Below are 24,339 nucleotides of genomic sequence, written 5' to 3'. Positions count from 1 at the left end.
GGGTCGCGGCATCCGGGCGTTCGCGGCCCCGGGCGGGCCTAGTTGAAGCGCTCGCCGATCGCCGGGCGTCGCTGCGGCAGGTGCCCGTGCACGCCTTCGGCGTAGGCGGTTTCGGCGTGCTGGGTGAGGTCGGCGCCGGTGGTTTCGTCTTCGGTACTGAGCCGGAAACCCACCACCCGGTCGATCACCTTGGCCAGTACGAACGACACGGTGAACGCGTAGAACGCGACGACCGCGATCGCCAGCGTCTGCTTGCCCAGCTGGCCGACGCCGCCGCCGTAGAACAGGCCGCGCGGGCCCGCCGTCATGACCGCCGTGGCGAGCAGCCCGATCAGGAACACACCGACCACGCCGCCGACGAAGTGCACGCCCACCACGTCGAGCGAATCGTCATAGTTGAAGCGCAACTTCGCGCCCACCGCGAACGAACACACGACACCCGCCGCCAGGCCGACGACCGTCGCGCCGAGGGTGTTGACGGTTCCGCACGACGGGGTGATGGCCACCAGGCCGGCGACCACACCCGACGCCGCACCGAACGTGGTGGGCCTGCCGTCGCGAATCTGTTCGACCGCAAGCCAACCCAGCATGCCCAGGCATCCCGCGACCAGGGTGTTGAGGAAGATGGCCGCGGCGGTTCCGTTGGCGGCCAGGGCGGAGCCGGCGTTGAACCCGAACCAGCCGAACCACAGCAGCCCGACACCGACGAACAGCAGCGGCAGGTTGTGCGGCCGCATGGCGTCCTTCTTGAAACCGATGCGCGGCCCGAGCACCAGCGCCAGCGCCAGCGCGGAGGAACCCGAGACGATCTCGACGACCAGCCCGCCCGCATAGTCGAGGACGCCCAGCCTGGCCAGCCAGCCGCCCGGCCCCCAGACCCAGTGGGCGACAATCGAATACACGGCGATCGTCCACACCGGGACGAACACCATCCAGGCGGCGAACTTCGCGCGGTCGGCGATCGCGCCGCTGACCAGCGCGGCGGTGATGATCGCGAACGTCAACTGGAACGTGGCATACAGCAATTCGGGCACCGCCGTGCCGTGCACCGTGTCGGGGGTGATGCCGAGCATCCCGAAATGCCTGAGGTTGCCGACGAGCCCGCCGGCCCCGTCCTCGGAGAACGCGACGGTGTAGCCGATCAGCAGCCACGCCACGGTCACCAGCGGGATGGAGATGAAGCTCATCATCATCATGTTGAGCACCCCGGTGGTGCGGACCATGCCGCCGTAGAAGATCGCCAGGCCGGGGGTCATCAGCAAGGCCAGCGCGGTGCTGGCCAGCAGCCACGCCGTGGCGGCCGGGTCTATCGCGTGCATGTCGGCCTCCTTCGGCTCCCGGACACCGGGATACTGCCATGTTCGGGCCGCCGGTAGGTTCGTTGGGTTACTGAAAAGAGGATTCAGGATCTTCAATTGGTCGAGGCTGGACGACGATCTCGCGCAAGCACGGCCGCGGCGCGGCTGTTGGTCGACCCGGTCGAGGCCGCGCGCCGGTTACTGGGCGCCACCCTCACCGCGCGGGGCGTCAGCGGGATAGTCGTCGAGGTCGAGGCCTACGGGGGAGTGCCCGACGGTCCGTGGCCGGACGCCGCGGCGCACTCCTACAAGGGCCTGCGCGCCCGCAATTTCGTGATGTTCGGGCCGCCGGGGCGGCTCTACACCTACCGCAGCCACGGCATCCATGTCTGCGCGAACGTCTCGTGCGGTCCCGACGGCACCGCGGCCGCGGTGTTGCTGCGGGCGGCCGCGATCGAGGACGGGACCGACGCCGCCCGGGCCCGCCGCGGCGAGCTGGTACACACCGCGGCGCTGGCGCGCGGGCCGGGGAACCTGTGCGCGGCCATGGGAATCACCATGGACGACAACGGAATTGACCTGTTCGACGGCAACAGCCCGGTGACGGTCGAGCTGCACGAACCGCTGAGCTCGATGTCCGGCCCGCGGGTCGGTGTCAGCCAGGCCGCCGACCGGCCCTGGCGGTTGTGGCTTCCCGGGCGCCCGGAGGTCTCGGCGTACCGCCGCAGCCCGCGCGCGCCGGCCCCGGGTGCCAGCGACTGACCCGCGGCGGACGTCGGGTCGCTGGGGGGTAACGCCCCGGATCCGCGCCACAAGTCGACGCCCGCCGTCGGCGCTCTGGAAGACTCGTACACCATGATCCTCGACGAGCTGGGCTGGCGCGGCCTGATCGCGCAGTCCACCGACCTCGACGCGCTGGCGGCCGACGCCCGGCGCGGGCCGATGACGGTGTACGCCGGCTTCGACCCCACCGCGCCGAGCCTGCACGCCGGCCATCTGGTGCCCCTGCTGGCACTGCGCCGCTTCCAGCGCGCCGGCCACCGCCCCATCGTGCTCGCCGGCGGCGCCACCGGGATGATCGGCGACCCCCGCGACGTCGGTGAGCGCACCCTCAACGAGGCCGACACCGTCGCCGAGTGGACCGAACGGATCGGCGGACAGCTGCGACGCTTCGTCGACTTCTCGGATTCTGGGGACTCACCGACCGGCGCCGTCGTCGTCAACAACCTGGACTGGACGCGCCCGCTGTCGGCGATCGAGTTCCTGCGCGACATCGGCAAGCACTTCTCGGTCAACGTCATGCTGGACCGCGACACCGTGCGGCGCCGCCTGGACGGCGACGGCATCTCCTACACCGAATTCAGCTACATGCTCCTTCAGGCCAACGACTACGTCGAACTGCACCGCCGCTACGGCTGTCGCCTGCAGATCGGCGGCTCCGACCAGTGGGGCAACATCATCGCCGGGGTCCGGCTGGTCCGCCAGCAGCTCGGCGCCTCGGTCCACGCGCTGACCGTGCCGCTGGTGACCGCCGCCGACGGCGCCAAGTTCGGCAAGTCCACCGGCGGCGGCAGCCTGTGGCTGGACCCCGCGCTGACCACCCCGTACGCCTGGTACCAGTACTTCTTCAACACCGCCGACGCCGACGTGATCCGCTACCTGCGCTGGTTCACCTTCCTGTCGGCCGACGAGCTGGGCGAGCTGGAGCAGGCCACGGCCGAGCGCCCCCAACAACGCGCCGCGCAGCGGCGGCTGGCACGCGAACTGACCGTGCTGGTGCACGGCGAGGCGGCCACCGAGGCCGTCGAGCACGCCAGCCGGGCGCTGTTCGGGCAGGGCGAGCTGGGCCGGCTGGACGAGGCCACGCTGTCCGCGGCGCTGCGCGAGACGTCGGTCGCCGAGCTCAAACCCGGTGGCCCCGACGGGATCGTCGACCTGCTGGTGGCCAGCGGGCTGTCCGAGAGCCGCAAGGCCGCGCGGCGCACCATCGGCGAGGGCGGTGTCTCGGTCAACAACGTCCGCATCGAAAGCGAGGAGTGGGCGCCGCAGCCGTCGGACTTCCTGCACGGCCGGTGGCTGGTGCTGCGCCGCGGCAAGCGCACCGTCGCCGGGGTCGAAAAGGTCTAGACCGCCCCGGCGCCGTAGCGCCTCCGCGAAACACGCGCGTGCACAGATCTTTACCCCACCGTGTCGTCGGCGTGACCCGAGGCGACCACTGTTGTCACGGTGATTTTCGCGACGCGTGTGCGATCGACCGTCCTGCGGAGCCTGGGGGTGATCACGGGCCTGGTGGCTCTGTCGGGGGCGATGTCGGCGCCGATCCGCGCGGACATGCTCAGCAATGCGTTCCTGTCGGCGCTGACGAACGCCGGGATCTCCTATAGCCAGCCGACCGGCACCACGGCGATGGGACAGTCGGTGTGCCCGATGCTGTTCGAGCCCGGCGGGTCCTTCGACGCGGTGACGTCCAAGATGGCCGAGGGCAACGGCATGTCGTACGAGACGGCCGGCAGGTTCACCATCGTGGCGATCGCGACCTACTGCCCGGCGCTGATCGCGCCGCTCCTGGGCAACCGGCTGCCGAGTTAGGTGTGGCGCTGCCCGTATTCTCGGCAGCGTGGTCGACGACAGGCAGAGGCACCGCGGCGAGCGGAGGGCGCGGCCGGCATCCGGCAACTGGTCCGGTCCGGGCCGTGCGCGGCCGGCTCAGCCGCAGAGCGGCGCGCGCCGCGACGCCCAGGCCGATCGCGCCCCGCAGGACGGGCCGCCGATCCCGCCCGGCGTGGAAGCCAAGCAGCTGGCACCCGACGTCCGCCGCGAACTGAGCACCCTGGACCGCGCCACCGCCGACGCCGTGGCCCGCCACCTCGTCGCCGCGGGCGAGCTGCTCGAGGAGGACCCGGAGGCGGCGCTGCGCCACGCCCGCGCGGCGCGGGCCCGATCCAGCCGGATCGCCACCATCCGGGAGGCGGTCGGCATCGCCGCCTACCACTGCGGCGACTGGTCGCAGGCGCTGGCGGAGTTTCGCGCCGCACGCCGCATGGGCAGCAAGTCCGCGTTGCTTGCGTTGATCGCCGATTGCGAACGCGGACTTGGCCGTCCGGAGCGCGCCATCGAGCTCGCGCGCGGACCGGAGGCCGCCGAGCTGTCGGGTGACGACGCCGACGAGCTGCGCATCGTCGCCGCCGGGGCGCGCGCGGACCTCGGCCAGCTGGAGCAGGCGCTGACCGTGTTGTCCACGCCGCAACTGGATCCCAGCCGCACTGGCTCCACGGCGGCGCGGCTGTTCTACGCCTACGCGGACACGCTGCTCGCGCTCGGCCGGACCGACGAGGCGCTGCAATGGTTCCTGCGTTCGGCGGCGGCCGACGTCGACGGTGTCACCGACGCCGAAGACCGGGTCAGTGAACTCGGCTGACGCGACGGAATTGACGACGTGAAAACCCTTGCGCAGGAATACGATTGCCTGCTGATCGACCTCGACGGCACGATGTTTCGCGGCCGCCGGCCCACCGAGGGCGCGGTGCAGGCGCTGGCCGAGGTGCGCAGCCGCGCGTACTTCGTCACCAACAACGCCTCCCGCAGCGCCGACGAGGTCGCCGCGCACCTGAGCGAGCTCGGCTTCACCGCCGTCGCCGACGACGTCGCCACCAGCGCGCAAAGCGCCGCCCGGTTGCTGGCCGACCAACTGCCACAAGGCTCGCCGGTGTTGATCGTGGGCACCGAGGCCCTGGCCGGCGAGATCACCGCCGTCGGGCTGCGCCCGGTGCGCAGCTACGACGACGACCCGGCCGCCGTCGTGCAGGGCCTGTCCCAGACCATCGGGTGGCCGGAGCTGGCCGAGGCGGCGCTGGCCATCCGGGCCGGCGCGCGGTGGGTGGCCTCCAACGTCGACCTCACCCTGCCCACCGAGCGCGGGCTGCTGCCCGGCAATGGATCGTTCGTGGCCGCGCTGCGGGCGGCCACCGGCGCCGAACCCCAGGTCGCGGGCAAGCCGGCGCCCGCCCTGCTGCGCGACGCGGCGGCCCGGGGCGACTTCCGCGCGCCCCTGGTGATCGGCGACCGCCTCGACACCGACATCGAGGGCGCCAACGCCGCCGAACTGCCCAGCCTGATGGTGCTCACCGGGGTCAACTCCGCGCGGGACGCGGTGTACGCCAAGCCCGCCCAGCGCCCCACCTACATCGGCCACGATCTGCGCTCGCTGCACACCGACGGCGAGCGGCTCGCGGTCGGCCCGCAGTCGGGCTGGCGGGTCGACGTCGCGGACGGGGCGGTCACGGTCCGCGGGGACGGGCCGGACGACGGGGACGGCCTGTCGATCGTGCGCGCGGTCGCCAGCGCGGTGTGGGGCGAGTCGGGGTCCGGCGCCGTGCGCATCGAGGCCGGCGACGACGAGGCGCGCGCCGCGCTGCAGCGCTGGTCTTTGGTGCGCACCGACTAACGTAGGAACGCGATGAGTATCGACCCCGATCAGATTCGCGCCGAGATCGACGCCCTGCTGGCCCGGCTGCCCCAACCCGGCGACCAGGAAGACCCCGAGAAGGCGCCCTCGCTCGACGAGCTCGAAGAGATCGCGCGCCGGCTCTCCGAGGCCCACGACGTCCTGCTGGCCGCGCTGGAGTCGGCGGAGAAGGGCTGAGTGCGCGCATGTCTCGACGCGCCCGCGTTGACGCCGAGCTGGTGCGGCGCGGCCTGGCCCGGTCGCGTCAGCAGGCCGCGGAGTTGATCGGCGCCGGCAAGGTGAGCATCGACGGGATGCCCGCCCGCAAGCCCGGCACCGCCGTCGCCGTCACCGCCGCCCTGACCGTGGCCACCGACGGCGAACGCGGCTGGGTCTCGCGCGGCGCGCACAAACTCATCGGCGCGCTGGACGCCTTCGGGATCTCCGTCGTGGGCCGCCGCTGCCTGGACGCCGGCGCGTCGACGGGCGGCTTCACCGAAGTCCTGCTCGATCGCGGGGCCGCCGAAGTGGTGGCCGTGGACGTGGGATACGGCCAGCTGGCGTGGTCGCTGCGTAGCGATTCGCGGGTCGTCGTCGTCGAGCGGACCAACGTTCGTGACCTGACGCCCGAGTCGATCGGCGGGCCGGCCGACCTCGTCGTGGCCGACCTGTCGTTCATCTCGCTGGCCACCGTGTTGCCCGCGCTGGCTGGCTGCGCCGCACCGAACGCGGATATCGTTCCCATGGTGAAGCCACAGTTTGAGGTGGGGAAGGGCCAGGTCGGCGCGGGCGGTGTGGTGCACGACCCCGGCCTGCGCGCCGACGCCGTGACGTCGGTCGCGCGCCGCGCCGCCGAGCTGGGTTGGCACACCGTCGGCGTCACCGCGAGCCCGCTGCCGGGGCCGTCGGGCAACGTCGAATATTTCCTTCGGCTGCGCGCCCAGGCCGATCGTCCGCTCGCCGGCGACGCCCTGGTGGCGGCGGTGCGGCACGCGGTGGAAAGCGGGCCGCAGTGACTCCAGCCGAACGCACCGTCCTGATGGTCGTCCACACCGGCCGCGAAGAAGCCACCGAGACGGCCCGCCGTGTACAGAAAACGCTGGGCGACAACGGAATCGGGCTTCGGGTGCTGTCAGCCGAGGCCGTCGACCGGGGACCGTTGCACCTGGCCCCCGACGACATGCGGGCGATGGGCGTCGAGATCGAGGTCGTCAACGCCGACCCCCGGGCCGCCGAAGGCTGCGAACTGGTGCTGGTGCTCGGCGGCGACGGGACGTTCCTGCGGGCCGCCGAGCTGGCGCGCAACGCCGACATCCCGGTGCTGGGCGTGAACCTCGGGCGGATCGGTTTTTTGGCCGAGGCAGAGGCCGAGGCCATCGACCGGGTGCTGGACCACGTTGTCGCACAGGACTACCGGGTGGAGAACCGCCTGACGCTCGACGTGGTCGTGCGCCAGGGCGGCCGGGTCTCCGCGCACGGCTGGGCCCTCAACGAGGTCAGCCTGGAAAAGGGCCCCCGGCTCGGCGTGCTGGGGGTGGTGGTCGAGATCGACGGGCGGCCGGTGTCCGCCTTCGGCTGCGACGGCGTCCTGGTGTCGACCCCGACGGGTTCCACCGCCTACGCGTTCTCCGCGGGCGGCCCGGTGCTCTGGCCCGACCTGGAGGCAATCCTGGTGGTACCCAACAACGCTCACGCGCTGTTCGGTCGCCCCATGGTCACCAGCCCGAACGCCACCATCGCGATCGAGGTGGAGGCGGACGGCCACGACGCCCTGGTGTTCTGCGACGGCCGCCGCGAGATGCTGATCCCGGCCGGCAGCCGCATCGAGGTGAAACGTTGTGACACGGCGGTGAAATGGGCCCGGCTGGACAGCGCCCCGTTCACGGACCGGTTGGTGCGCAAGTTCCGGCTGCCGGTGACCGGGTGGCGCGGAAACTGACGGCACAGCACGGGATCCTGACTGAATGCTGACTGAAATCCGGATCGAGTCGCTCGGGGCGATCAGCTCGGCGGTCGGCGAGTTCGACCGCGGCCTGAGCGTGCTGACGGGGGAGACCGGCACCGGAAAGACCATGGTGGTCACCGGCTTGCATCTGCTCGGCGGCGCCCGCGCCGACGCCACCCGGGTCCGGTCGGGGGCCGAGCGGGCGGTCGTCGAAGGGCGATTCAGCACAACGGATCTCGAGGAGGCCATGGTCGTGCGGCTCGACGAGATGCTCGACGCGTCGGGCGCCGAACGCGACGAGGACGGCAGCGTGATCGCGCTGCGCTCGGTCAGCCGTGACGGGCCGTCGCGGGCCTACCTCGGCGGCCGCAGCGTGCCCGCCAAATCGCTGGGCGACTTCACCGCCGGGCTGCTGACCCTGCACGGGCAGAACGACCAGCTGCGCCTCATCCGGCCCGAGGAGCAGTGCGCGGCGCTGGACCGCTTCGCCAAGGCCGGACCCGCGCTCGAGCGGTACTGCAAACTGCGCGACGCCTGGCTGTCGGCGCGGCGCGACCTGCTCGACCGCCGCAACCGCATGCGCGAGCTCGCACTGGAGGCCGACCGGCTGACGTTCGCCCTCAACGAGATCGACGCCGTCGACCCGCAACCCGGCGAGGACGACGCCCTGGTCGCCGAGATCGTGCGGCTCTCCGAACTGGACACCCTGCGCGAGGCCGCCGCCACCGCCCGCGCGGCGCTGTCCTCCGAGGAGACCGACGGCCTCAGTGCCACCGACGGCCTGGGAAAGGCAAGGGCCGCACTGGAATTCACCGGCGACGCCAAGCTGACGGCGCTGGCCGGCCAGATCGGCGAGGTGCTGACCGTGCTCGTCGACGCGGCCGGCGAACTGGGCGGCTTCCTCGAGGAGCTGCCGGTCGACGCCAGCGCGCTGGAATCCAAGCTGGCCCGGCAGGCCGAACTGCGCACCCTGACCCGCAAGTACGCCGCGGACATCGACGGCGTGATCGGGTGGGCCCAGGAGTCGCGGCAACGGCTGGCCCAGCTCGACGTCTCCGAGGAGGGCTTGGCGGCGCTGGCCGCCCGGGTCGACGAGCTCGGCCGCGAATTGGCCCAGGCCGCGGTCGATCTCAGCGCCACCCGGCGCAAGGCCGCCAAGCGGCTCGCCAAGGAGGTCACCGCCGAGCTGTCCGGGCTGGCGATGGCCGACGCCCAATTCACCATCGACGTGACCCTGGATGCCGCGCCGGACACCGCGTCGGACCCCGACGACTCGGCCGCGCTGCGGCTGCCGTCGGGCGAGCGCGTCCACGCCGGCGCCGACGGCGTCGACCAGGTCGAGTTCGGTTTCGCCGCGCACCGGGGCATGGACCAGCTGCCACTGGCCAAGAGCGCCTCCGGCGGCGAGCTGTCCCGGGTGATGCTCGCCCTGGAGGTGGTGCTGGCCACCTCCCGCAAAGAGGCCGCGGGCACCACCATGGTGTTCGACGAGGTCGACGCCGGGGTGGGCGGCCGCGCGGCGGTGCAGATCGGGCGCCGGCTGGCGCGGCTGGCGCGCACCCACCAGGTCATCGTGGTCACGCACCTGCCGCAGGTCGCGGCGTACGCCGACGTGCACCTGGTGGTGCACGCCGCGGGGCCGAAGGGGACCAGCGTGGTGCGGCGCCTCGGCGGCGACGAGCGGGTCGCCGAGCTGGCGCGGATGCTCGCCGGGCTGGGCGAATCCGACAGCGGCCGCGCGCACGCCCGCGAGCTGCTCGAGGCGGCGCAAAAGGACGAGATCTAGCCCCGTGTTGCGGCCTCCGCCGTCTCGGCCCCTGTCTCGGGCCCCTGTCTCGGGCCCCTGTCTCGGGCCCCTGTCTCCGCGAGCGTCGACTTGTGGCGGCCGACCCCGGCGTGTCGCCGCATCAATTCGACGTTCGAGACCAGTTCGGCACAGAGCTGTTACTAATGGGACTCTAGATAACTTCTGGGGCTAATGTTACGGCGCGCCTCCCCGCGTCGTCCGCGCATCACCGACAGAATCGCCCCCATGAAGATGTCAGGCCTGCTTTCCCGTAATCCCGCCCGGCCGGGCCTCGTCGGCACCGCCCGCGTTGACCGCAACATCGACCGATTGCTGCGCAGGGTCTGCCCCGGCGACATCGTCGTGCTCGACATCCTCGATCTGGATCGCATCACGGCGGACGCCCTGGTGGAGGCCGACATCGCCGCCGTCGTCAACGCCTCGCCGTCGGTGTCGGGCCGCTACCCCAACCTGGGGCCCGAGGTCCTGGTCAACAACGGGGTCACGCTGATCGACGAGGCCGGACCCGACGTCTTCAAGAAGGTCAAAGACGGCGCCAAGATCCGCCTGCACGAGGGCGGGGTGTACGCCGGCGACCGGCGGCTGGTCCGCGGCACCGAACGCACCGACCACGACATCGCCGATTTGATGCGGGAGGCCAAGAGCGGCCTGTCCGCCCATCTGGAGGCGTTCGCGGGCAACACCATCGAGTTCATCAAGAGCGAGAGCCCGCTGCTGATAGACGGCATCGGCATCCCCGACGTCGACGTCGACCTGCGCCGCCGGCACGTGGTGATCGTCGCCGACGAGCCCAGCGCCGAGGACGACCTCAAGTCGCTCAAGCCGTTCATCAAGGAGTATCAGCCGGCCCTGATCGGCGTCGGCAGCGGCGCGGACGTGTTGCGCAAGGCGGGGTATCGCCCGCAGGTGATCGTCGGCGACCCCGACCAGATCAGCACCGACGCCCTGAAGTGCGGGGCCCAGGTCGTGCTGCCCGCCGACGCCGACGGGCACGCGCCGGGGCTGGAACGCATCCAGGACCTGGGCGTCGGCGCGATGACGTTCCCGGCCGCAGGGTCGGCGATCGATTTGGCCCTGCTGCTGGCCGACCACCACGGCGCCGCGCTGCTGGTGACCGCCGGCCACACCGCCAACATCGAGACGTTCTTCGACCGCACCCGTGCGCACAGCAACCCGTCCACCTTCCTGACCCGGCTGCGGGTGGGGGAGAAGGTGGTGGACGCCAAGGCCGTGGCCACCCTGTACCGCAACCACATCTCGGCGGGGGCCATCGCGCTGCTGGCGCTGACGATGCTGATCGCCGTCATCGTCGCGCTGTGGGTGTCTCGCACCGACGGCGTGGTGCTGCACTGGGTCACCGACTACTGGAACCACTTCTGCTTGATGGTGCAGAAGTGGGTCACCTAGATGATCTCGCTGCGCCAACACGCCCTGTCGCTGGCCGCCGTGTTCCTGGCGCTGGCCGTGGGCGTCGTGCTGGGTTCCGGCTTCCTGTCGGACACGTTGCTGTCCAGCCTGCGTGACGAGAAGAAGGACCTCAACGCCCAGATCAGCGGGCTCAACGACCAGAAGAACGTGTTGAACGAAAAGCTCAGCGCGGCAAACAATTTCGACACCCAGCTGGCCGGCCGGATCGTGCACGACGCGCTGGCCGGCAAGTCGGTGGTAGTGTTCCGCACCCCGGACGCCAAGGACGACGACGTGGCCGCGGTGTCGAAGTTCATCGGTCAGGCCGGCGGGACGGTGACCGGGACGGTGTCGTTGACGCAGGAGTTCGTCGAGGCCAACTCGGCGGAGAAGCTGCAGACGGTGGTGAACTCGTCGGTGCTGCCCGCCGGACAGCAGCTGAGCACCAAGCTCGTCGACCAGGGTTCGCAGGCGGGTGACCTGATGGGCATCGCCCTGCTGGCCAACCCCAACCCCGCGGTGCCCCCGGTGGACGACACCCAGCGCAACACCGTGCTGGCGGCGCTGCGCGACACCGGCTTCATCACCTATCAGGCGAGCGATCACATGGGCGCGGCCAACGCCGCGCTCGTCGTCACCGGTGGCGCGCTACCGCAGGACGCCGGGAACCAGGGGGCGAGCGTGGCGCGGTTCTCCGCCGCGCTGGCCCCGCACGGCTCGGGCACGCTGCTCGCCGGGCGCGACGGTTCGGCGACCGGCGGCGCCGCCGTCGCGGTGGCCCGCGCCGACGCCGGCCTGAACTCCGCGATCAGCACGGTCGACGACGTGGACGCCGCGCCGGGACGCATCACCGCGGTGCTCGGCCTGCACGACCTGCTGGGCGGCGGTCACGCGGGCCAGTACGGCACCGGTCACGGGGCGACGTCGATCACGGTGCCTCAATAACCGCGGAGTAGCGGGCGTGTTCACCGCGGCTCGGCGTCGTGGATGTTAGGGTGGGTTTCCGTGGGTCGGCAGGCCCATCTAGTTGTTCGCTAGAAACATTTTTCAAGCCCTGCCCGTCTTCACGGAGGTCGCCTGTTGCGAAAGCACCCGCAAACCGCCACCAAGCACCTCTTCGTCAGCGGGGGCGTCGCATCCTCGTTGGGTAAGGGATTGACCGCCAGCAGCCTCGGTCAGCTCCTGACGGCGCGCGGGCTGTACGTGACGATGCAAAAGCTCGATCCGTACCTCAACGTCGACCCGGGCACCATGAACCCGTTCCAGCACGGCGAGGTCTTCGTCACCGAGGACGGCGCCGAGACCGACCTCGACGTCGGCCACTACGAGCGGTTCCTGGATCGCGATCTGTCCGGCTCGGCGAATGTCACTACGGGGCAGGTGTATTCGAGCGTCATCGCCAAGGAACGCCGCGGTGAGTACCTCGGCGACACCGTCCAGGTGATCCCGCACATCACCGACGAGATCAAGGGCCGCATCCTGGCGATGGCCCAGCCCGACGCGCAGGGCAACCGCCCCGATGTGGTCATCACCGAAATCGGCGGCACCGTCGGCGACATCGAGTCGCAGCCCTTTCTGGAGGCGGCCCGCCAGGTGCGCCACGACCTGGGCCGCGAGAACGTCTTCTTCCTACACGTCTCGCTGGTGCCCTACCTGGCCCCGTCGGGTGAACTCAAGACCAAGCCCACGCAGCACTCGGTGGCCGCGCTGCGCAGCATCGGTATCACCCCGGACGCGCTGATCCTGCGCTGCGACCGCGACGTTCCCGAGGCGCTGAAGAACAAGATCGCGCTGATGTGCGACGTCGACATCGACGGCGTCATCTCCACCCCGGACGCGCCGTCGATCTATGACATTCCGAAGGTGCTGCACCGCGAAGAACTCGACGCCTATGTGGTGCGCCGGCTCAACCTGCCGTTCCGCGATGTCGACTGGACCGAATGGGACGACCTGCTGCGCCGGGTGCATGAGCCGCATGAAACGGTGCGAATCGCCTTGGTGGGCAAGTACGTTGAACTCTCCGACGCCTACCTGTCGGTTACCGAGGCGCTGCGCGCCGGCGGTTTCAAGCACCACGCCAAGGTCGAGTTGCTCTGGGTGGCGTCCGACGATTGCGAGACCGGGCCCGGTGCCGCGGCGGCGCTGGCCGACGTGCAGGGTGTGCTGATTCCGGGCGGGTTCGGCATCCGCGGCATCGAGGGCAAGCTCGGCGCCATCCACTACGCGCGCGCCCGGGGCCTGCCGGTGCTGGGCCTGTGCCTCGGGCTGCAATGCATCGTGATCGAGGCCGCCCGCTCGGCCGGCCTGACCGAGGCCAACTCGGCCGAATTCGACCCGGACACACCGGATCCCGTCATCTCCACGATGGCCGACCAGGTCGACATCGTCGCCGGCGAGGCGGACCTCGGCGGCACCATGCGGCTGGGCGCCTATCCCGCCGTGCTGGAACCGGATTCGATTGTGGCCCAGGCGTATGGCGCGACGCAGGTGTCCGAACGCCACCGGCACCGCTACGAGGTCAACAACGCCTACCGCGACAAGATCGCGGAAAGCGGACTCAGGTTTTCCGGCACCTCGCCCGACGGCCACCTGGTCGAGTTCGTCGAGTACCCGCCGGACGTGCACCCCTTCATCGTCGGCACGCAGGCTCATCCGGAGCTCAAGAGCCGGCCCACCCGGCCGCACCCGTTGTTCGTCGCGTTCGTCGGGGCGGCCCTCGAATACAAGGCCGGCGAACGGTTGCCGGTGGAAATCCCCGAGCAGTCGTCCAACGGCATCCAGCATCGGGACAGCGCCGCGCGGCCCATACCTGAGCCCGCGTCCCGTGGCTGAACACGTCTTCTCCACGGCGTCCTCCGAAACGCTGTACACCGGAAAGATTTTCGCGCTGCGCAGCGACCGGGTGCGGATGCCGGGCGACACCACCGCGGTGCGCGAGGTCGTCGAGCACTACGGCGCCGTTGCCGTCGCGGCGCTGGACGCCGACAACAACATCCCGCTGGTCTACCAGTACCGGCACGCGTTCGGGCGGCGGCTCTGGGAGTTGCCCGCCGGCTTGCTCGACGTCGCGGGGGAGCCGCCGCAGCAGACGGCCGCCCGCGAACTCCACGAGGAGGTCGGCCTGCGGGCGGACACCTGGCGGGTGCTGGTCGACCTCAACTCCGCGCCGGGCTTCAGCGACGAATCGGTACGGATTTATCTGGCCACCGGGCTGACCGAGGTGGGCAGGCCCGAGGCGCATCACGAGGAAGCCGACATGACGATGAGCTGGGTTCCCGTCGCGGAGGCCGCCCGCCGGGTGCTGCGCGGCGACATCGTGAATTCGATTGCCATCGCGGGGATCTTGGCGGCCCACGCCGTCACCGAAGGGTTCGCGCAGCCGCGGCCGGTGGACAGTCCCTGGATCGACCGGCCGACGGCGTTCGCGGCCCGAAAGGCCGGGCCATGACGACGGTGGCGCTGGATTCCCAACTCCAGGGTTACCTCGACCACCTCACGATCGAGCGCGGCGTCGCGGCGAACACCCTGAGCTCGTATCGCCGCGATTTGCGCCGCTACACAAAACACTTGTCGGACCGTGGAATTCACGATCTGGCCAAGGTGGGCGAGGACGACGTCAGCGAGTTCCTGGTGGCGCTGCGCCGCGGCGACCCCGAGACCGGGGCGGCGGCGCTGTCGGCGGTGTCGGCGGCGCGGGCCCTGATTGCGGTGCGCGGTCTGCACCGGTTCGCCGCCGCCGAGGGGCTGGCCGAACTCGACGTGGCGCGCGCGGTCCGCCCGCCCACGCCCGGCCGCCGGCTGCCCAAGAGCCTGACCGTCGACCAGGTCCTGGCGCTGCTGGAGGGCGCGGGGGGCGACAGCCCGGCCGACGGCCCGCTGACCCTGCGCAACCGCGCGCTGCTGGAGCTGCTGTATTCGACCGGCGCGCGGATCTCCGAGGCCGTCGGCCTCGATGTGGACGACGTCGACACCCAGGCCCGCTCAGTATTGTTGCGCGGCAAGGGCGGCAAGCAGCGGCTGGTGCCGATCGGGCGCCCCGCCGTGGCCGCGCTGGACGCCTATCTGGTGCGCGGACGTTCGGATCTCGCGCGCCGGGGGCGCGGGACGCCGGCCATCTTCCTCAACGTGCGCGGCGGGCGGCTGTCGCGTCAGAGCGCGTGGCAGGTCCTGCAGGACGCGGCCGAGCGCGCCGGCATCACTTCGGGGGTGTCGCCGCACATGCTGCGGCACTCGTTCGCCACGCATCTGCTCGAGGGCGGCGCCGACGTGCGGGTCGTGCAGGAGCTGCTCGGGCACGCCTCGGTGACGACGACGCAGATCTACACCATGGTGACCGTGCACGCGCTGCGCGAAGTGTGGGCCGAGGCCCACCCGCGGGCGCGGTAGTTAGCGCGAGCAGACACAAAAGCACGCGACACGCCGAACGATAAGGTGCTTTTGCGTCTGCTCGCGCCACTAGCCCAGGTATTCGGACTCCAGCACCAGGTCGGACACCAACGACTGGTACTCGAGGTGGGTCTTGTGCTCGACGGTGTTCCACCGCGTGCCCTGATGCCGGTGCATGTACCCGCGGTACTTCGGTGCGCCCGGCACCCGCACATTGTCGGCGACCACGATCGAGCCGGGATGCAGCCAGCCCCGATCCAGGATGCTCTTCAGGTCATCGAGGTAGGCGTCCTTGTCGTGATCGAGGAACACGAAATCGAGTGTGCCAGCGGCAAACCCGTGTTCGGCCAGCGCATCCAGGGTGCGGCCACCGTCGCCGATGGTGCCGACCACACAGGTCACACGGTCGGCCACGCCGGCATGCGCCCAGATCTGGCGGGCGTTGGCGGCGTTGGCCTCGGCGAGTTCGACCGAGAACACCTTGGCCTTCGGCGCGGCCCGGGCGATGCGCAGCGCGCCGTAGCCGCAGTAGGTGCCCAATTCGAGCGCCAGCGCCGGATCGGCGCGCCGCACCGCGGCGTCGAGCAGCAGTCCCTTCTCGTCGCCGACGTTGATCAACATCGACTTCTCGTAGGCGAACTTGTCGATGGTCGTCAGCACGTCGTCGACGTCGCCGGCCCGGGCGTTGCGCAGCACGTATTCGACGGCGGCGGCTTCGCGCCCGTCGCCGATCTGGCCCGTGGTGGTGATGTTGCGATTCCCGACGGCCATCCGCCAGACCGACCACCGCAGCAGGGGTATCCGTCGCTTGAGATCCATAGGGGCCACGATAGGCCGACCGCCGGCGGTGCCCTCGCTGGCGACAGCTTTTCGCGGCCGGCATATCGCCCCCAAACTGGTGCTGCTGTGACTGGAGTGAATAGGCTGTCGGGATGTGCGTTTCACCACCGATTTCCGCTCATATTGGCTGGTTAATTGCCTGCGGGTCGCCGGGTTTCGGCGCGCGGACCCGTTAGACTTTCGGTCGATGTTCACCTCCCGAACACCCCCGCCATGACCGAGCAGCCGGACAACGGCGTCGAGCTCGGCCTGACCGGGCGGCCGCCACGGGCGATCCCGGAGCCACAGCCGCGCACCTCGCACGGCCCGGCCAAAGTCGTCGCCATGTGCAACCAGAAGGGGGGCGTCGGGAAAACCACGTCGACCATCAATCTGGGTGCCGCGCTCGCCGAGTACGGCCGCCGGGTGCTGCTGGTGGACATGGACCCGCAGGGCGCGCTGTCCGCCGGCCTGGGCGTCCCGCACTACGAGCTGGAAAAGACCATCCACAACGTGCTGGTGGAGCCGCGCGTGTCGATCGACGACGTGCTGCTGCAGACCCGGGTCAAGCACATGGATCTGGTGCCGTCCAACATCGACCTGTCGGCCGCCGAGATCCAGTTGGTCAACGAGGTGGGACGCGAGCAGACGCTGGGCCGGGCGCTGCACCCGGTGCTGGATCGCTACGACTACGTGCTGATCGACTGCCAGCCGTCGCTGGGTCTGCTCACCGTCAACGGCCTGGCCTGTTCGGACGGGGTGGTGATTCCCACCGAGTGCGAGTACTTCTCGCTGCGCGGTCTGGCGCTGCTCACCGACACCGTCGACAAGGTGCGCGACCGGCTGAACCCGAAGCTGGAGATCAGCGGGATCCTGTTGACCCGGTACGACCCGCGCACGGTCAACTCGCGCGAGGTGATGGCCCGGGTGGTGGAGCGGTTCGGCGACCTGGTGTTCGACACCGTCATCACCCGCACCGTCCGGTTCCCGGAGACCAGCGTGGCCGGCGAACCCATCACCACGTGGGCGCCGCGATCGACCGGGGCCATCGCCTATCGCGCGCTGGCCCGCGAGTTCATCGACCGATTCGGCGCGTGAACGCGACCGCAAATGGTGAGGCGCCCCAGCAGAACGGCTTTCAGGTCCGCCTGACCAATTTCGAGGGGCCGTTCGATCTGCTGCTGCAGCTGATCTTCGCCCATCGCCTGGACGTGACCGAGGTGGCGCTGCACCAGGTCACCGACGACTTCATCGCCTACACCCGCGAAATCGGTCCCCAGCTGGAGCTCGAGGAGACCACCGCGTTCCTGGTGGTGGCCGCCACCCTGCTCGACCTGAAGGCCGCCCGGCTGCTGCCCGCCGGGCAGGTCGACGACGACGAGGACCTGGCGCTGCTCGAGGTGCGCGACCTGTTGTTCGCCCGGTTGCTGCAGTACCGCGCGTTCAAGCACGTCGCCGAGATGTTCGCCGAGTTGGAGGCCACCGCGCTGCGCAGCTACCCGCGCGCCGTGTCGCTGGAGGACCGGTTTACCGAGCTGTTGCCCGAGGTGATGATCGGCGTGGACGCCGACCGCTTCGCCCAGATCGCGGCGATCGCGTTCAGCCCACGGCCCGTCCCGACGGTGTCGGTGGCGCACCTACACGAGGTGCAGGTCTCGGTTCCCGAGCAGGCCAAGAAGTTGCTGGCGATCCTTGAGGCGCGGGGCAGCGGGGCGTGGGCGACGTTTTCCGAGCTGGTCGCCGACTGTGAGGCGTCGATGGAGGTGGTCGGGCGGTTCCTGGCGCTGCTCGAACTGTATCGGTCGCGGGCGGTAGCATTCGACCAGTCAGAGCCGCTTGGCGTGCTCCAAATTTCGTGGACCGGGGAACGTCCGGTCAGTGAAGCCTTGGTAGAAGTGCGGGACGAATCATGATGGGCGCCGGTGACGACGCAGAGCGTAGCGATGCGGAGGAACGGCGCTTCGGCACCGCCGGTGACGACGCAGAGCGCAGCGATGCGGAGGAGCGGCGCTTCGGCACCGCCGGTGACGATGCAGAGCGTAGCGATGCGGAGGAACGGCGCTTCGACACCGCCGGTGACGACGCAGAGCGTAGCGATGCGGAGGAGCGGCATCTGAACGGTGCCGAGCCGGGCGACGACGTCCTGCCCGACGTCGATTCCGGCGCCGACCTGGAACCCGAAGTCGACCTGGATTCCGACCTCGACGTGGGCATCCCGGACATCGCCGAGGCCGCGCCGATGGAGTCCGAGGAACTCGGCTCAGTGCTCGAGGCGCTGCTGCTGGTGGTCGACACCCCGGTCACCGCGGAGGCGCTGGCATCCGCCACGCAACAGCCGGTGTACCGGATCGCCACCAAGCTGCAGGAGATGGCCGAGGAACTGGCCGCGCGCGACAGCGGCATCGACCTGCGGAAGAACAGCGAGGGCTGGCGGATGTATACCCGCGCCCGGTTCGCGCCGTACGTGGAAAAACTGCTGCTGGACGGCGCGCGGTCCAAGCTCACCCGGGCCGCGCTGGAGACGCTGGCCGTGGTCGCCTACCGCCAGCCCGTGACGCGTGCGCGGGTGAGCGCGGTGCGCGGCGTCAACGTCGACGCCGTGATGCGCACGCTGCTGGCGCGCGGCCTGATCACCGAAGCCGGGGTGGACGACGACAGCGGCGCGACGACGTTCGCGACCACCGAGCTGTTCTTGGAGCGCCTGGGGCTGACGTCGCTGGCCGACCTGCCGGACATCGCGCCGCTGCTGCCCGACGTGGACACGATCGAGGACCTCAGCGAATCCCTGGACAGCGAGCCACGTTTCATCAAACTTTCCGGCGGCCAGGCGGCAGACCCGGCGCTGACCTTCGACGTGGACCAGGATTGATGGTCGAAGCTGAGGGGATCCGGCTGCAAAAGGTGTTATCCCAGGCCGGAATTGCGTCGCGGCGGGCCGCCGAGAAGTTGATCATCGAGGGCCGCGTCGAGGTCGACGGTCAGGTGGTGACCGAGTTGGGCACCCGCGTCGACCCAGAAGCCTCGGTGATCCGCGTGGACGGGGCCCGGATCGTCCTCGACGATTCGCAGGTGTATCTGGCGCTGAACAAGCCGCGCGGAGTGCATTCGACCATGTCGGACGACCGCGGGCGGCCGTGTATCGGTGATTTGATCGAACGGCGAGTTCGCGGGAACAAGAACCTGTTTCACGTCGGGCGATTGGACGCGGACACCGAAGGGTTGATCCTGCTGACCAACGACGGTGAACTCGCGCACCGGTTGATGCATCCCTCCCACGAGGTGCCCAAGACGTATCTGGCGACGGTGACCGGGTCGGTGCCCCGCGGTGTCGGCAAGACGCTGCGCGCCGGGATCGAGTTGGACGACGGTCCCGCGCGGGTCGACGAGTTCGCGGTGGTGGACGCGATTCCGGGTAAGACGCTGGTGCGGGTCACGTTGCACGAGGGCCGCAATCGCATCGTGCGCCGGCTGCTGGCCGCGGCCGGGTTCCCGGTGGAAGCGTTGGTGCGCACCGACATTGGGCCGGTGTCGCTCGGCAAGCAGCGCCCGGGCAGCTTCCGGGCGCTGGGCCGCGACGAGATCGGGCAGCTCTACAAGGCGGTGGGCCTGTGAGCGGAACGAGCGGAACGAGCGCAGCGAGTGACGGGAGCGCAGCGAACCATCAGGCTGTGAGCGAAACGAACGCAGCGAGCGTCGTCGTCGCCATTGACGGGCCGGCGGGCACCGGAAAGTCGTCGGTGTCAAAGGGATTGGCGCGCGCTTTAGGGGCCCGCTACCTCGACACCGGGGCGATGTACCGGATGGTGACGCTGGCCGTGTTGCGTGCGGGCGTCGATCCGGGCGACGTCGACGCGGTCGGCCGGGTCGGGTCGACGGCGCAGCTGTCGGTGGACGGCGATCGGTGTTTGCTTGCCGGAGAGGACGTTTCCACCGAGATCCGGGGGGATGCCGTCACCGGCGCCGTCTCGGCGGTGTCGGCGGTGCCCGCGGTGCGCGCCCGGCTGGTCCAGTTGCAGCGCGAGATGGCCGCTGGTCCGGGCGATGTCGTCGTCGAGGGCCGCGACATCGGCACCGTCGTCCTGCCCGACGCGCCGGTGAAGATCTTTTTGACCGCGTCGGCCGAAACGCGGGCGCGTCGGCGCAACGACCAGAACGTGGCGGCCGGGTTGGCCGACGACTACGACGCCGCGCTCGCCGACGTCCGCCGTCGTGACCATCTGGATTCCACGCGGGCGGTGTCGCCGCTGCGGGCCGCCCCCGACGCGGTGGTCGTCGACACCAGCGAGATGACCGAGGCGCAGGTGATCACCCATCTGCGGGACTTGGTCGACCAGCGAAGCGGGGCGGTGCGGTGACCCAGGACGGTACATGGAGTGACGAAAGCGACTGGGAATCCGTCGAATTCGGCATCGACGAACAGGAGGAGGCCGGCCCGGCGTCCGTGGTGGCGGTGGTGGGCCGGCCCAACGTCGGCAAGTCCACGCTGGTGAACCGGATCCTGGGCCGTCGCGAAGCGGTGGTTCAGGACATCCCGGGCGTCACCCGCGACCGGGTGTCCTACGACGCGTTGTGGACCGGCCGCCGGTTCGTCGTGCAGGACACCGGGGGATGGGAGCCCGACGCCAAGGGGCTGCAGCAGCTGGTGGCCGAGCAGGCCTCGGTGGCCATGCGCACCGCGGACGCGGTGATCCTGGTGGTCGACGCCGTCGTCGGCGCCACCTCGGCCGACGAAGCCGCCGCCCGGATCCTCCTGCGGTCGGGAAAGCCAGTGTTCCTGGCCGCCAACAAGGTTGACAGCGACAAGGCCGAAGCGGACGCGGCGATGTTGTGGTCGCTGGGGCTCGGTGAGCCGCACGCGATCAGCGCCATGCACGGCCGCGGGGTGGCCGATCTGCTCGACGAGGTGCTGGCCGCGCTGCCCGCGGTGTCGGAGGTGGGCCCCAAACCCGGTGGCCCGCGGCGCGTGGCGCTGGTCGGTAAACCCAACGTGGGCAAGAGCTCGCTGCTGAACAAGCTGGCCGGTGATCAGCGCTCGGTGGTGCACGATGTCGCGGGGACGACGGTGGACCCGGTGGACTCCCTCATCGAGCTGGGCGACAGGGTGTGGCGATTTGTCGACACGGCGGGTTTGCGGCGCAAGGTCGGTCAGGCCAGCGGCCACGAGTTCTATGCCTCGGTGCGCACGCACTCGGCCATCGACGCGGCCGAGGTGGTGATCGTGCTGATCGATGCGTCGGACCCGCTGACCGAACAGGACCAGCGGGTGCTGTCGATGGTCATCGAAGCCGGCCGGGCCCTGGTGCTGGCGTTCAACAAGTGGGACCTGGTCGACGAGGACCGGCGCGAGCTGCTGGAGCGCGAGATCGACCGCGAACTCGTGCAGCTGCGGTGGGCGCCGCGCGTCAACATCTCCGCCAAGACCGGCCGCGCCGTGCAAAAGCTGGTGCCGGCCATGGAGACCTCGCTGGCATCGTGGGATGCGCGGATCGCCACCGGCCCGCTGAACTCCTGGCTGAAAGAGGTGGTGGCGGCCACCCCGCCACCGGTGCGCGGCGGCAAGCAGCCGCGGATCCTGTTCGCCACCCAGGCCACCGCCCGACCCCCGACGTTCGTGCTGTTTACCACCGGTTTTCTCGAGGCGGGCTATCGGCGTTTCCTGGAGCGCCGGCTGCGCGAGACCTTCGGCTTCGAGGGGTCGCCAATCCGGATCAACGTGCGGGTGCGCGAAAAGCGGGGCGCCCGCCGACGCTGAGCGTTGGGCGTTGGGAAGGTGGCGCCTCTCCCGGACCGAGTGGTGACTCTCACGACGAGGCGCTGGTCGCCCAGACGCTGGGCGCCTGGCGAATTGGCGGAGCGCTTGCGGTAGGCTTTCGACCTGCTGCCGGTGGAACCACCGGCGCGCGGGCTGTGGCGCAGTTTGGTAGCGCACTTGACTGGGGGTCAAGTGGTCGCAGGTTCAAATCCTGTCAGCCCGACCAGAGGAAATGTGTCCTGATCTGCGGTGACGCGATTAGGTCAGGATGAGATGACGCGGAGTTGGGGACCACTTGGGGACCACAAGTGCCGCTCAAGCAGGTCGCCCGCATTGATGACGGATTGCCGATCGGGGTGCAGATAGCGCTGGGTCGTTGTCAGCGCTCCGTGACCGGCGATCTTGCGGAGGATGTGTAGCGGGACACCGGCATCGGCCATCCACGTCAGTCCCGTATGCCGTAAACCATGGCGCGTGAGCTTTTCGTAGCCGAGCTGGGTGACCACGGCATCCCAAGAGGTGGCGTCGCGCAGCGTGGCTGTGGTGATCCTTCCGCCCCTGGGGCCGATGAAGAGTCGCGCATCGGGGTTGCTTGCGACGACGTCCATCCGTCGCTGGACGAGTTCGCGGACAGCCGGGATCAACGGGACTTCGCGCGCACGTTTGCCCTTAGTGTTCTTGTCCACCAAGCCACCCGGCGATGGGGTGGTCTGACGGCGCACCGTCCATATCCACTCGTGGGTGTTGATGTCGCGCACCAGGCATCCGGCCACTTCGCCGATGCGGGCGGCGGTGCACGCCTCGAAGATGACTGCGTCACCCCAACCCCGATAACGGCCCGCCGACCGGGCGACGAGTGCATCGGCGAGGGTGGTGAGGGCAGTCCAGTTCGGGAGCGCAAGTGCCCGTGGATCGTCGAGTTCGTCCTCGGCGAGCTTGTATTGGCGCTGCCAACCGGAGACTCGAGCCGGATTGCGGTCGATGATGCCGTCTCGCAGCGCTTGTTCCATGATGCGGACGAGCACGGCGAGGCTGTTCTTGACAGTTGATCGACTGCATTCGTCCGCGATCCACGCGTGCACAGCTCGATCCACTGCACCGTTGGTGACCATCGCAATGGGCAGGTGCCCAAGCGTCGGGACAACGCGTTTGCGCCAGCCGGCCAGGTAGGGATCGGTGGTCTTGGACTCAAGCCCACGCAGCGCCAATTCCATGTTCGTGGTGCCGTATTCCGCCAGCGACGTCGTGGCCGTCTTCGGGTCGACCCCGTGCGCCGCGGCGCGTTCCATCCGGGCGGCCCAGTCGACCGCGGCTTCACGCGTTGCAAACGAAGCTGATTTCGAAGCGCGGCTCTTGGTGATCGGGTCGATCCACCGGACCCGAGCGCGGAAGGGAGCAGCTCGGCTGGGGCGCTCCTCGATGTCAACTGATAACGAAACACCAAGTGGAAGTGTCAGTTCTTCGGCCATCACGCGACCTCGCCGGGGTCAACGTGCCGACTGGACAACCATGCCTCGACATCGTTGGAGTTATACATGTACACCCGGTCCGAAACGCGTACGAAGGCCGGGCCTTTGGGCGGATGCGACGTACGCCAGCGTCGAATGGTGGATGCGTCGACGTGGAGCAGCTCGGCAAGTTCGGCTGAGCTGTACCAGTGCCCGTCTAGCAAGGCCATCGTGCTGCGTTCCCTTCCCGCATCGGCCGGCGCGAGCTTTCGGGCGCCAGTGTCGTGCGGTACCTCGTTTCTAAAGGCTAGAGCTGGCGGTGGCGTTACGCGACGGTCGGCCGGGACGAGAATTGGCGCATCTTCCCGCGCTCACCGGTTCGGTCGGCAGTCGTGCGCCGCTGCTCCACTCCGGCTCGGTGTGTGTGGCCGCCGGCTTAGTAGCGACCTTTGCGGGCCGCGCGTTCTGCTGCGCGGCGCTGCTGGCGGCTGAGCATGACGTCGTGCTGGCCAGCTTGGTGCAGTGGGTAAGCGGCGCTCGCCACGACAGACTCCAATTCCGCCACGCGGATTCGCAATCGCCGCAACTCCTCAGACTCACGGCGCAGGCGGGCCAGTTCCTGGTCGCGCTGATCGGCAGCGTCGACGTCATGGCGGAGACGCCTGCGGAGCGTCTCGATCTCGTCGCGGGCCTGCCGGTACGACGGATCCTCCGACAGGACCCGGTGGAGATCTACCGAGGCCGCGAACTGCTCCATCGCGGACCGCAACTCGTCGCCGATGTCGCCCGACGCGTACCGGTGCACAAGGGATTGCAGGAGAATTTTGCATTGGTAGTCCGAGCTAAGAAACAGGCGCGCCAAGGTCTCCATGGAGGGCAGCGGTAGGCGCGCATCAGGGTCGGGACGATGCGCGCGAGGCACCTCGACGACACGCACCGCCGCGCCGGAATCAAGGGCTGCGATGCGCTCCGCGGATGCTCGCCGCCGGCAACGCGCGGAGCACCACACAGGGCGTCGACCCGGCCCCTTATC

Annotated in this window: 25 protein-coding genes and 1 tRNA gene; 21 read left to right on the top strand and 5 right to left on the bottom strand. The window is 69.9% G+C overall.

Going from position 1 to position 24,339, the window contains the following annotated elements; genetic code table 11:
* Window positions 1-38: 38 nt before the first annotated feature.
* On the bottom strand, window positions 39-1,319 hold the full coding sequence (locus K883_RS22625) for an ammonium transporter (protein WP_008257593.1): 1,281 nt from the start codon (window positions 1,317-1,319) through the stop codon (window positions 39-41).
* 96 nt (window positions 1,320-1,415) lie between these two features.
* On the opposite strand from K883_RS22625, the gene K883_RS22620 reads away from it, so the two are divergent.
* The 14 genes from K883_RS22620 to xerD all read left to right on the top strand — a co-directional run bounded on the left by K883_RS22620 (window position 1,416) and on the right by xerD (window position 15,287).
* Complete coding sequence (locus K883_RS22620) at window positions 1,416-2,060, top strand: DNA-3-methyladenine glycosylase (protein WP_036455965.1); 645 nt, start codon at window positions 1,416-1,418, stop codon at window positions 2,058-2,060.
* A 93-nt stretch (window positions 2,061-2,153) separates the two neighbouring features.
* Window positions 2,154-3,425 carry a tyrosine--tRNA ligase gene (gene tyrS / locus K883_RS22615; protein WP_008257591.1) on the top strand — a complete coding sequence of 424 codons (1,272 nt, stop codon included), beginning with the start codon at window positions 2,154-2,156 and terminating at the stop codon, window positions 3,423-3,425.
* 99 nt (window positions 3,426-3,524) lie between these two features.
* Window positions 3,525-3,887, top strand: a complete 363-nt coding sequence (locus tag K883_RS22610; RefSeq protein WP_036455964.1) for a DUF732 domain-containing protein — start codon at window positions 3,525-3,527, stop codon at window positions 3,885-3,887.
* A 28-nt stretch (window positions 3,888-3,915) separates the two neighbouring features.
* Window positions 3,916-4,716 carry a tetratricopeptide repeat protein gene (locus K883_RS22605; RefSeq protein ID WP_008257589.1) on the top strand — a complete coding sequence of 267 codons (801 nt, stop codon included), beginning with the start codon at window positions 3,916-3,918 and terminating at the stop codon, window positions 4,714-4,716.
* A gap of 18 nt (window positions 4,717-4,734) precedes the next feature.
* Window positions 4,735-5,742, top strand: a complete 1,008-nt coding sequence (locus K883_RS22600) for an HAD-IIA family hydrolase (protein ID WP_008257587.1) — start codon at window positions 4,735-4,737, stop codon at window positions 5,740-5,742.
* A 12-nt stretch (window positions 5,743-5,754) separates the two neighbouring features.
* A complete protein-coding gene (locus K883_RS22595) occupies window positions 5,755-5,940 on the top strand; it encodes a hypothetical protein (RefSeq protein ID WP_008257585.1) in 186 nt (61 codons plus the stop codon).
* Window positions 5,941-5,948: 8 nt separating this feature from the next.
* Window positions 5,949-6,758: a TlyA family RNA methyltransferase gene (locus tag K883_RS22590; RefSeq protein WP_008257578.1), complete on the top strand. Its 810-nt coding sequence runs from the start codon at window positions 5,949-5,951 to the stop codon at window positions 6,756-6,758.
* Complete coding sequence (locus K883_RS22585; RefSeq protein ID WP_014711859.1) at window positions 6,755-7,681, top strand: NAD kinase; 927 nt, start codon at window positions 6,755-6,757, stop codon at window positions 7,679-7,681. Before K883_RS22590 ends, K883_RS22585 begins: the two co-directional genes overlap by 4 nt.
* Before the next feature lie 25 nt (window positions 7,682-7,706).
* Complete coding sequence (gene recN, locus K883_RS22580) at window positions 7,707-9,473, top strand: DNA repair protein RecN (protein ID WP_036455960.1); 1,767 nt, start codon at window positions 7,707-7,709, stop codon at window positions 9,471-9,473.
* 246 nt (window positions 9,474-9,719) lie between these two features.
* Complete coding sequence (gene steA / locus K883_RS22575) at window positions 9,720-10,901, top strand: putative cytokinetic ring protein SteA (RefSeq protein WP_009955069.1); 1,182 nt, start codon at window positions 9,720-9,722, stop codon at window positions 10,899-10,901.
* Window positions 10,902-11,846, top strand: a complete 945-nt coding sequence (locus tag K883_RS22570; RefSeq protein ID WP_014385080.1) for a copper transporter — start codon at window positions 10,902-10,904, stop codon at window positions 11,844-11,846.
* Between the two features lie 135 nt (window positions 11,847-11,981).
* Window positions 11,982-13,733, top strand: coding sequence for a CTP synthase (locus K883_RS22565; protein WP_008257563.1), 1,752 nt, complete (start codon window positions 11,982-11,984; stop codon window positions 13,731-13,733).
* The gene (locus K883_RS22560) at window positions 13,726-14,349 is read left to right on the top strand and encodes an NUDIX domain-containing protein (protein ID WP_014711857.1); all 624 of its coding nucleotides are present in this window, start codon (window positions 13,726-13,728) and stop codon (window positions 14,347-14,349) included. Before K883_RS22565 ends, K883_RS22560 begins: the two co-directional genes overlap by 8 nt.
* The gene (gene xerD / locus K883_RS22555) at window positions 14,346-15,287 is read left to right on the top strand and encodes a site-specific tyrosine recombinase XerD (RefSeq protein ID WP_014380299.1); all 942 of its coding nucleotides are present in this window, start codon (window positions 14,346-14,348) and stop codon (window positions 15,285-15,287) included. The genes K883_RS22560 and xerD overlap by 4 nt, the downstream gene beginning before the upstream one ends.
* 69 nt (window positions 15,288-15,356) lie before the next feature.
* On the opposite strand, the gene K883_RS22550 is transcribed toward xerD, so the two are convergent.
* Window positions 15,357-16,106, bottom strand: coding sequence for an O-methyltransferase (locus tag K883_RS22550; RefSeq protein WP_036455957.1), 750 nt, complete (start codon window positions 16,104-16,106; stop codon window positions 15,357-15,359).
* Between the two features lie 234 nt (window positions 16,107-16,340).
* Between K883_RS22550 and K883_RS22545 the strand changes: the two genes are divergently transcribed.
* The 7 genes from K883_RS22545 to K883_RS22515 all read left to right on the top strand — a co-directional run bounded on the left by K883_RS22545 (window position 16,341) and on the right by K883_RS22515 (window position 22,084).
* Window positions 16,341-17,204, top strand: coding sequence for a ParA family protein (locus K883_RS22545; RefSeq protein WP_008257550.1), 864 nt, complete (start codon window positions 16,341-16,343; stop codon window positions 17,202-17,204).
* Complete coding sequence (locus K883_RS22540; protein WP_014942273.1) at window positions 17,201-18,019, top strand: segregation/condensation protein A; 819 nt, start codon at window positions 17,201-17,203, stop codon at window positions 18,017-18,019. Before K883_RS22545 ends, K883_RS22540 begins: the two co-directional genes overlap by 4 nt.
* Window positions 18,020-18,294: 275 nt before the next feature.
* Entirely contained in the window at window positions 18,295-18,975 is a 681-nt protein-coding gene (gene scpB / locus K883_RS22535; RefSeq protein ID WP_036456146.1) for an SMC-Scp complex subunit ScpB, read from the top strand.
* On the top strand, window positions 18,975-19,718 hold the full coding sequence (locus K883_RS22530) for a pseudouridine synthase (protein WP_020822750.1): 744 nt from the start codon (window positions 18,975-18,977) through the stop codon (window positions 19,716-19,718). Before scpB ends, K883_RS22530 begins: the two co-directional genes overlap by 1 nt.
* A gap of 56 nt (window positions 19,719-19,774) precedes the next feature.
* On the top strand, window positions 19,775-20,461 hold the full coding sequence (gene cmk / locus K883_RS22525) for a (d)CMP kinase (protein WP_036455955.1): 687 nt from the start codon (window positions 19,775-19,777) through the stop codon (window positions 20,459-20,461).
* Window positions 20,458-21,858 carry a ribosome biogenesis GTPase Der gene (gene der / locus K883_RS22520; RefSeq protein WP_036455953.1) on the top strand — a complete coding sequence of 467 codons (1,401 nt, stop codon included), beginning with the start codon at window positions 20,458-20,460 and terminating at the stop codon, window positions 21,856-21,858. The genes cmk and der overlap by 4 nt, the downstream gene beginning before the upstream one ends.
* A 149-nt stretch (window positions 21,859-22,007) precedes the next feature.
* Window positions 22,008-22,084: transfer RNA gene (locus K883_RS22515), tRNA-Pro, on the top strand.
* 37 nt (window positions 22,085-22,121) lie between these two features.
* Here the strand turns inward: K883_RS22515 and K883_RS22510 are convergent.
* From K883_RS22510 to K883_RS22505, 3 genes are all read right to left on the bottom strand, one after another.
* Window positions 22,122-23,327 (bottom strand): tyrosine-type recombinase/integrase, encoded by a 1,206-nt coding sequence (locus tag K883_RS22510; protein WP_033710438.1) that lies wholly within the window; start codon window positions 23,325-23,327, stop codon window positions 22,122-22,124.
* Window positions 23,327-23,536, bottom strand: a complete 210-nt coding sequence (locus K883_RS27250; protein ID WP_008257535.1) for a helix-turn-helix transcriptional regulator — start codon at window positions 23,534-23,536, stop codon at window positions 23,327-23,329. Before K883_RS27250 ends, K883_RS22510 begins: the two co-directional genes overlap by 1 nt.
* Before the next feature lie 206 nt (window positions 23,537-23,742).
* Window positions 23,743-24,177, bottom strand: coding sequence for a hypothetical protein (locus tag K883_RS22505; RefSeq protein ID WP_014711852.1), 435 nt, complete (start codon window positions 24,175-24,177; stop codon window positions 23,743-23,745).
* Window positions 24,178-24,339: the final 162 nt, after the last annotated feature.

This window comes from Mycobacterium sp. TKK-01-0059 (assembly GCF_000709305.1).
In the GTDB taxonomy this organism is placed as follows: Bacteria; Actinomycetota; Actinomycetes; order Mycobacteriales; family Mycobacteriaceae; genus Mycobacterium; species Mycobacterium intracellulare.
This window is presented reverse-complemented; position numbering and strand designations above follow the sequence as displayed.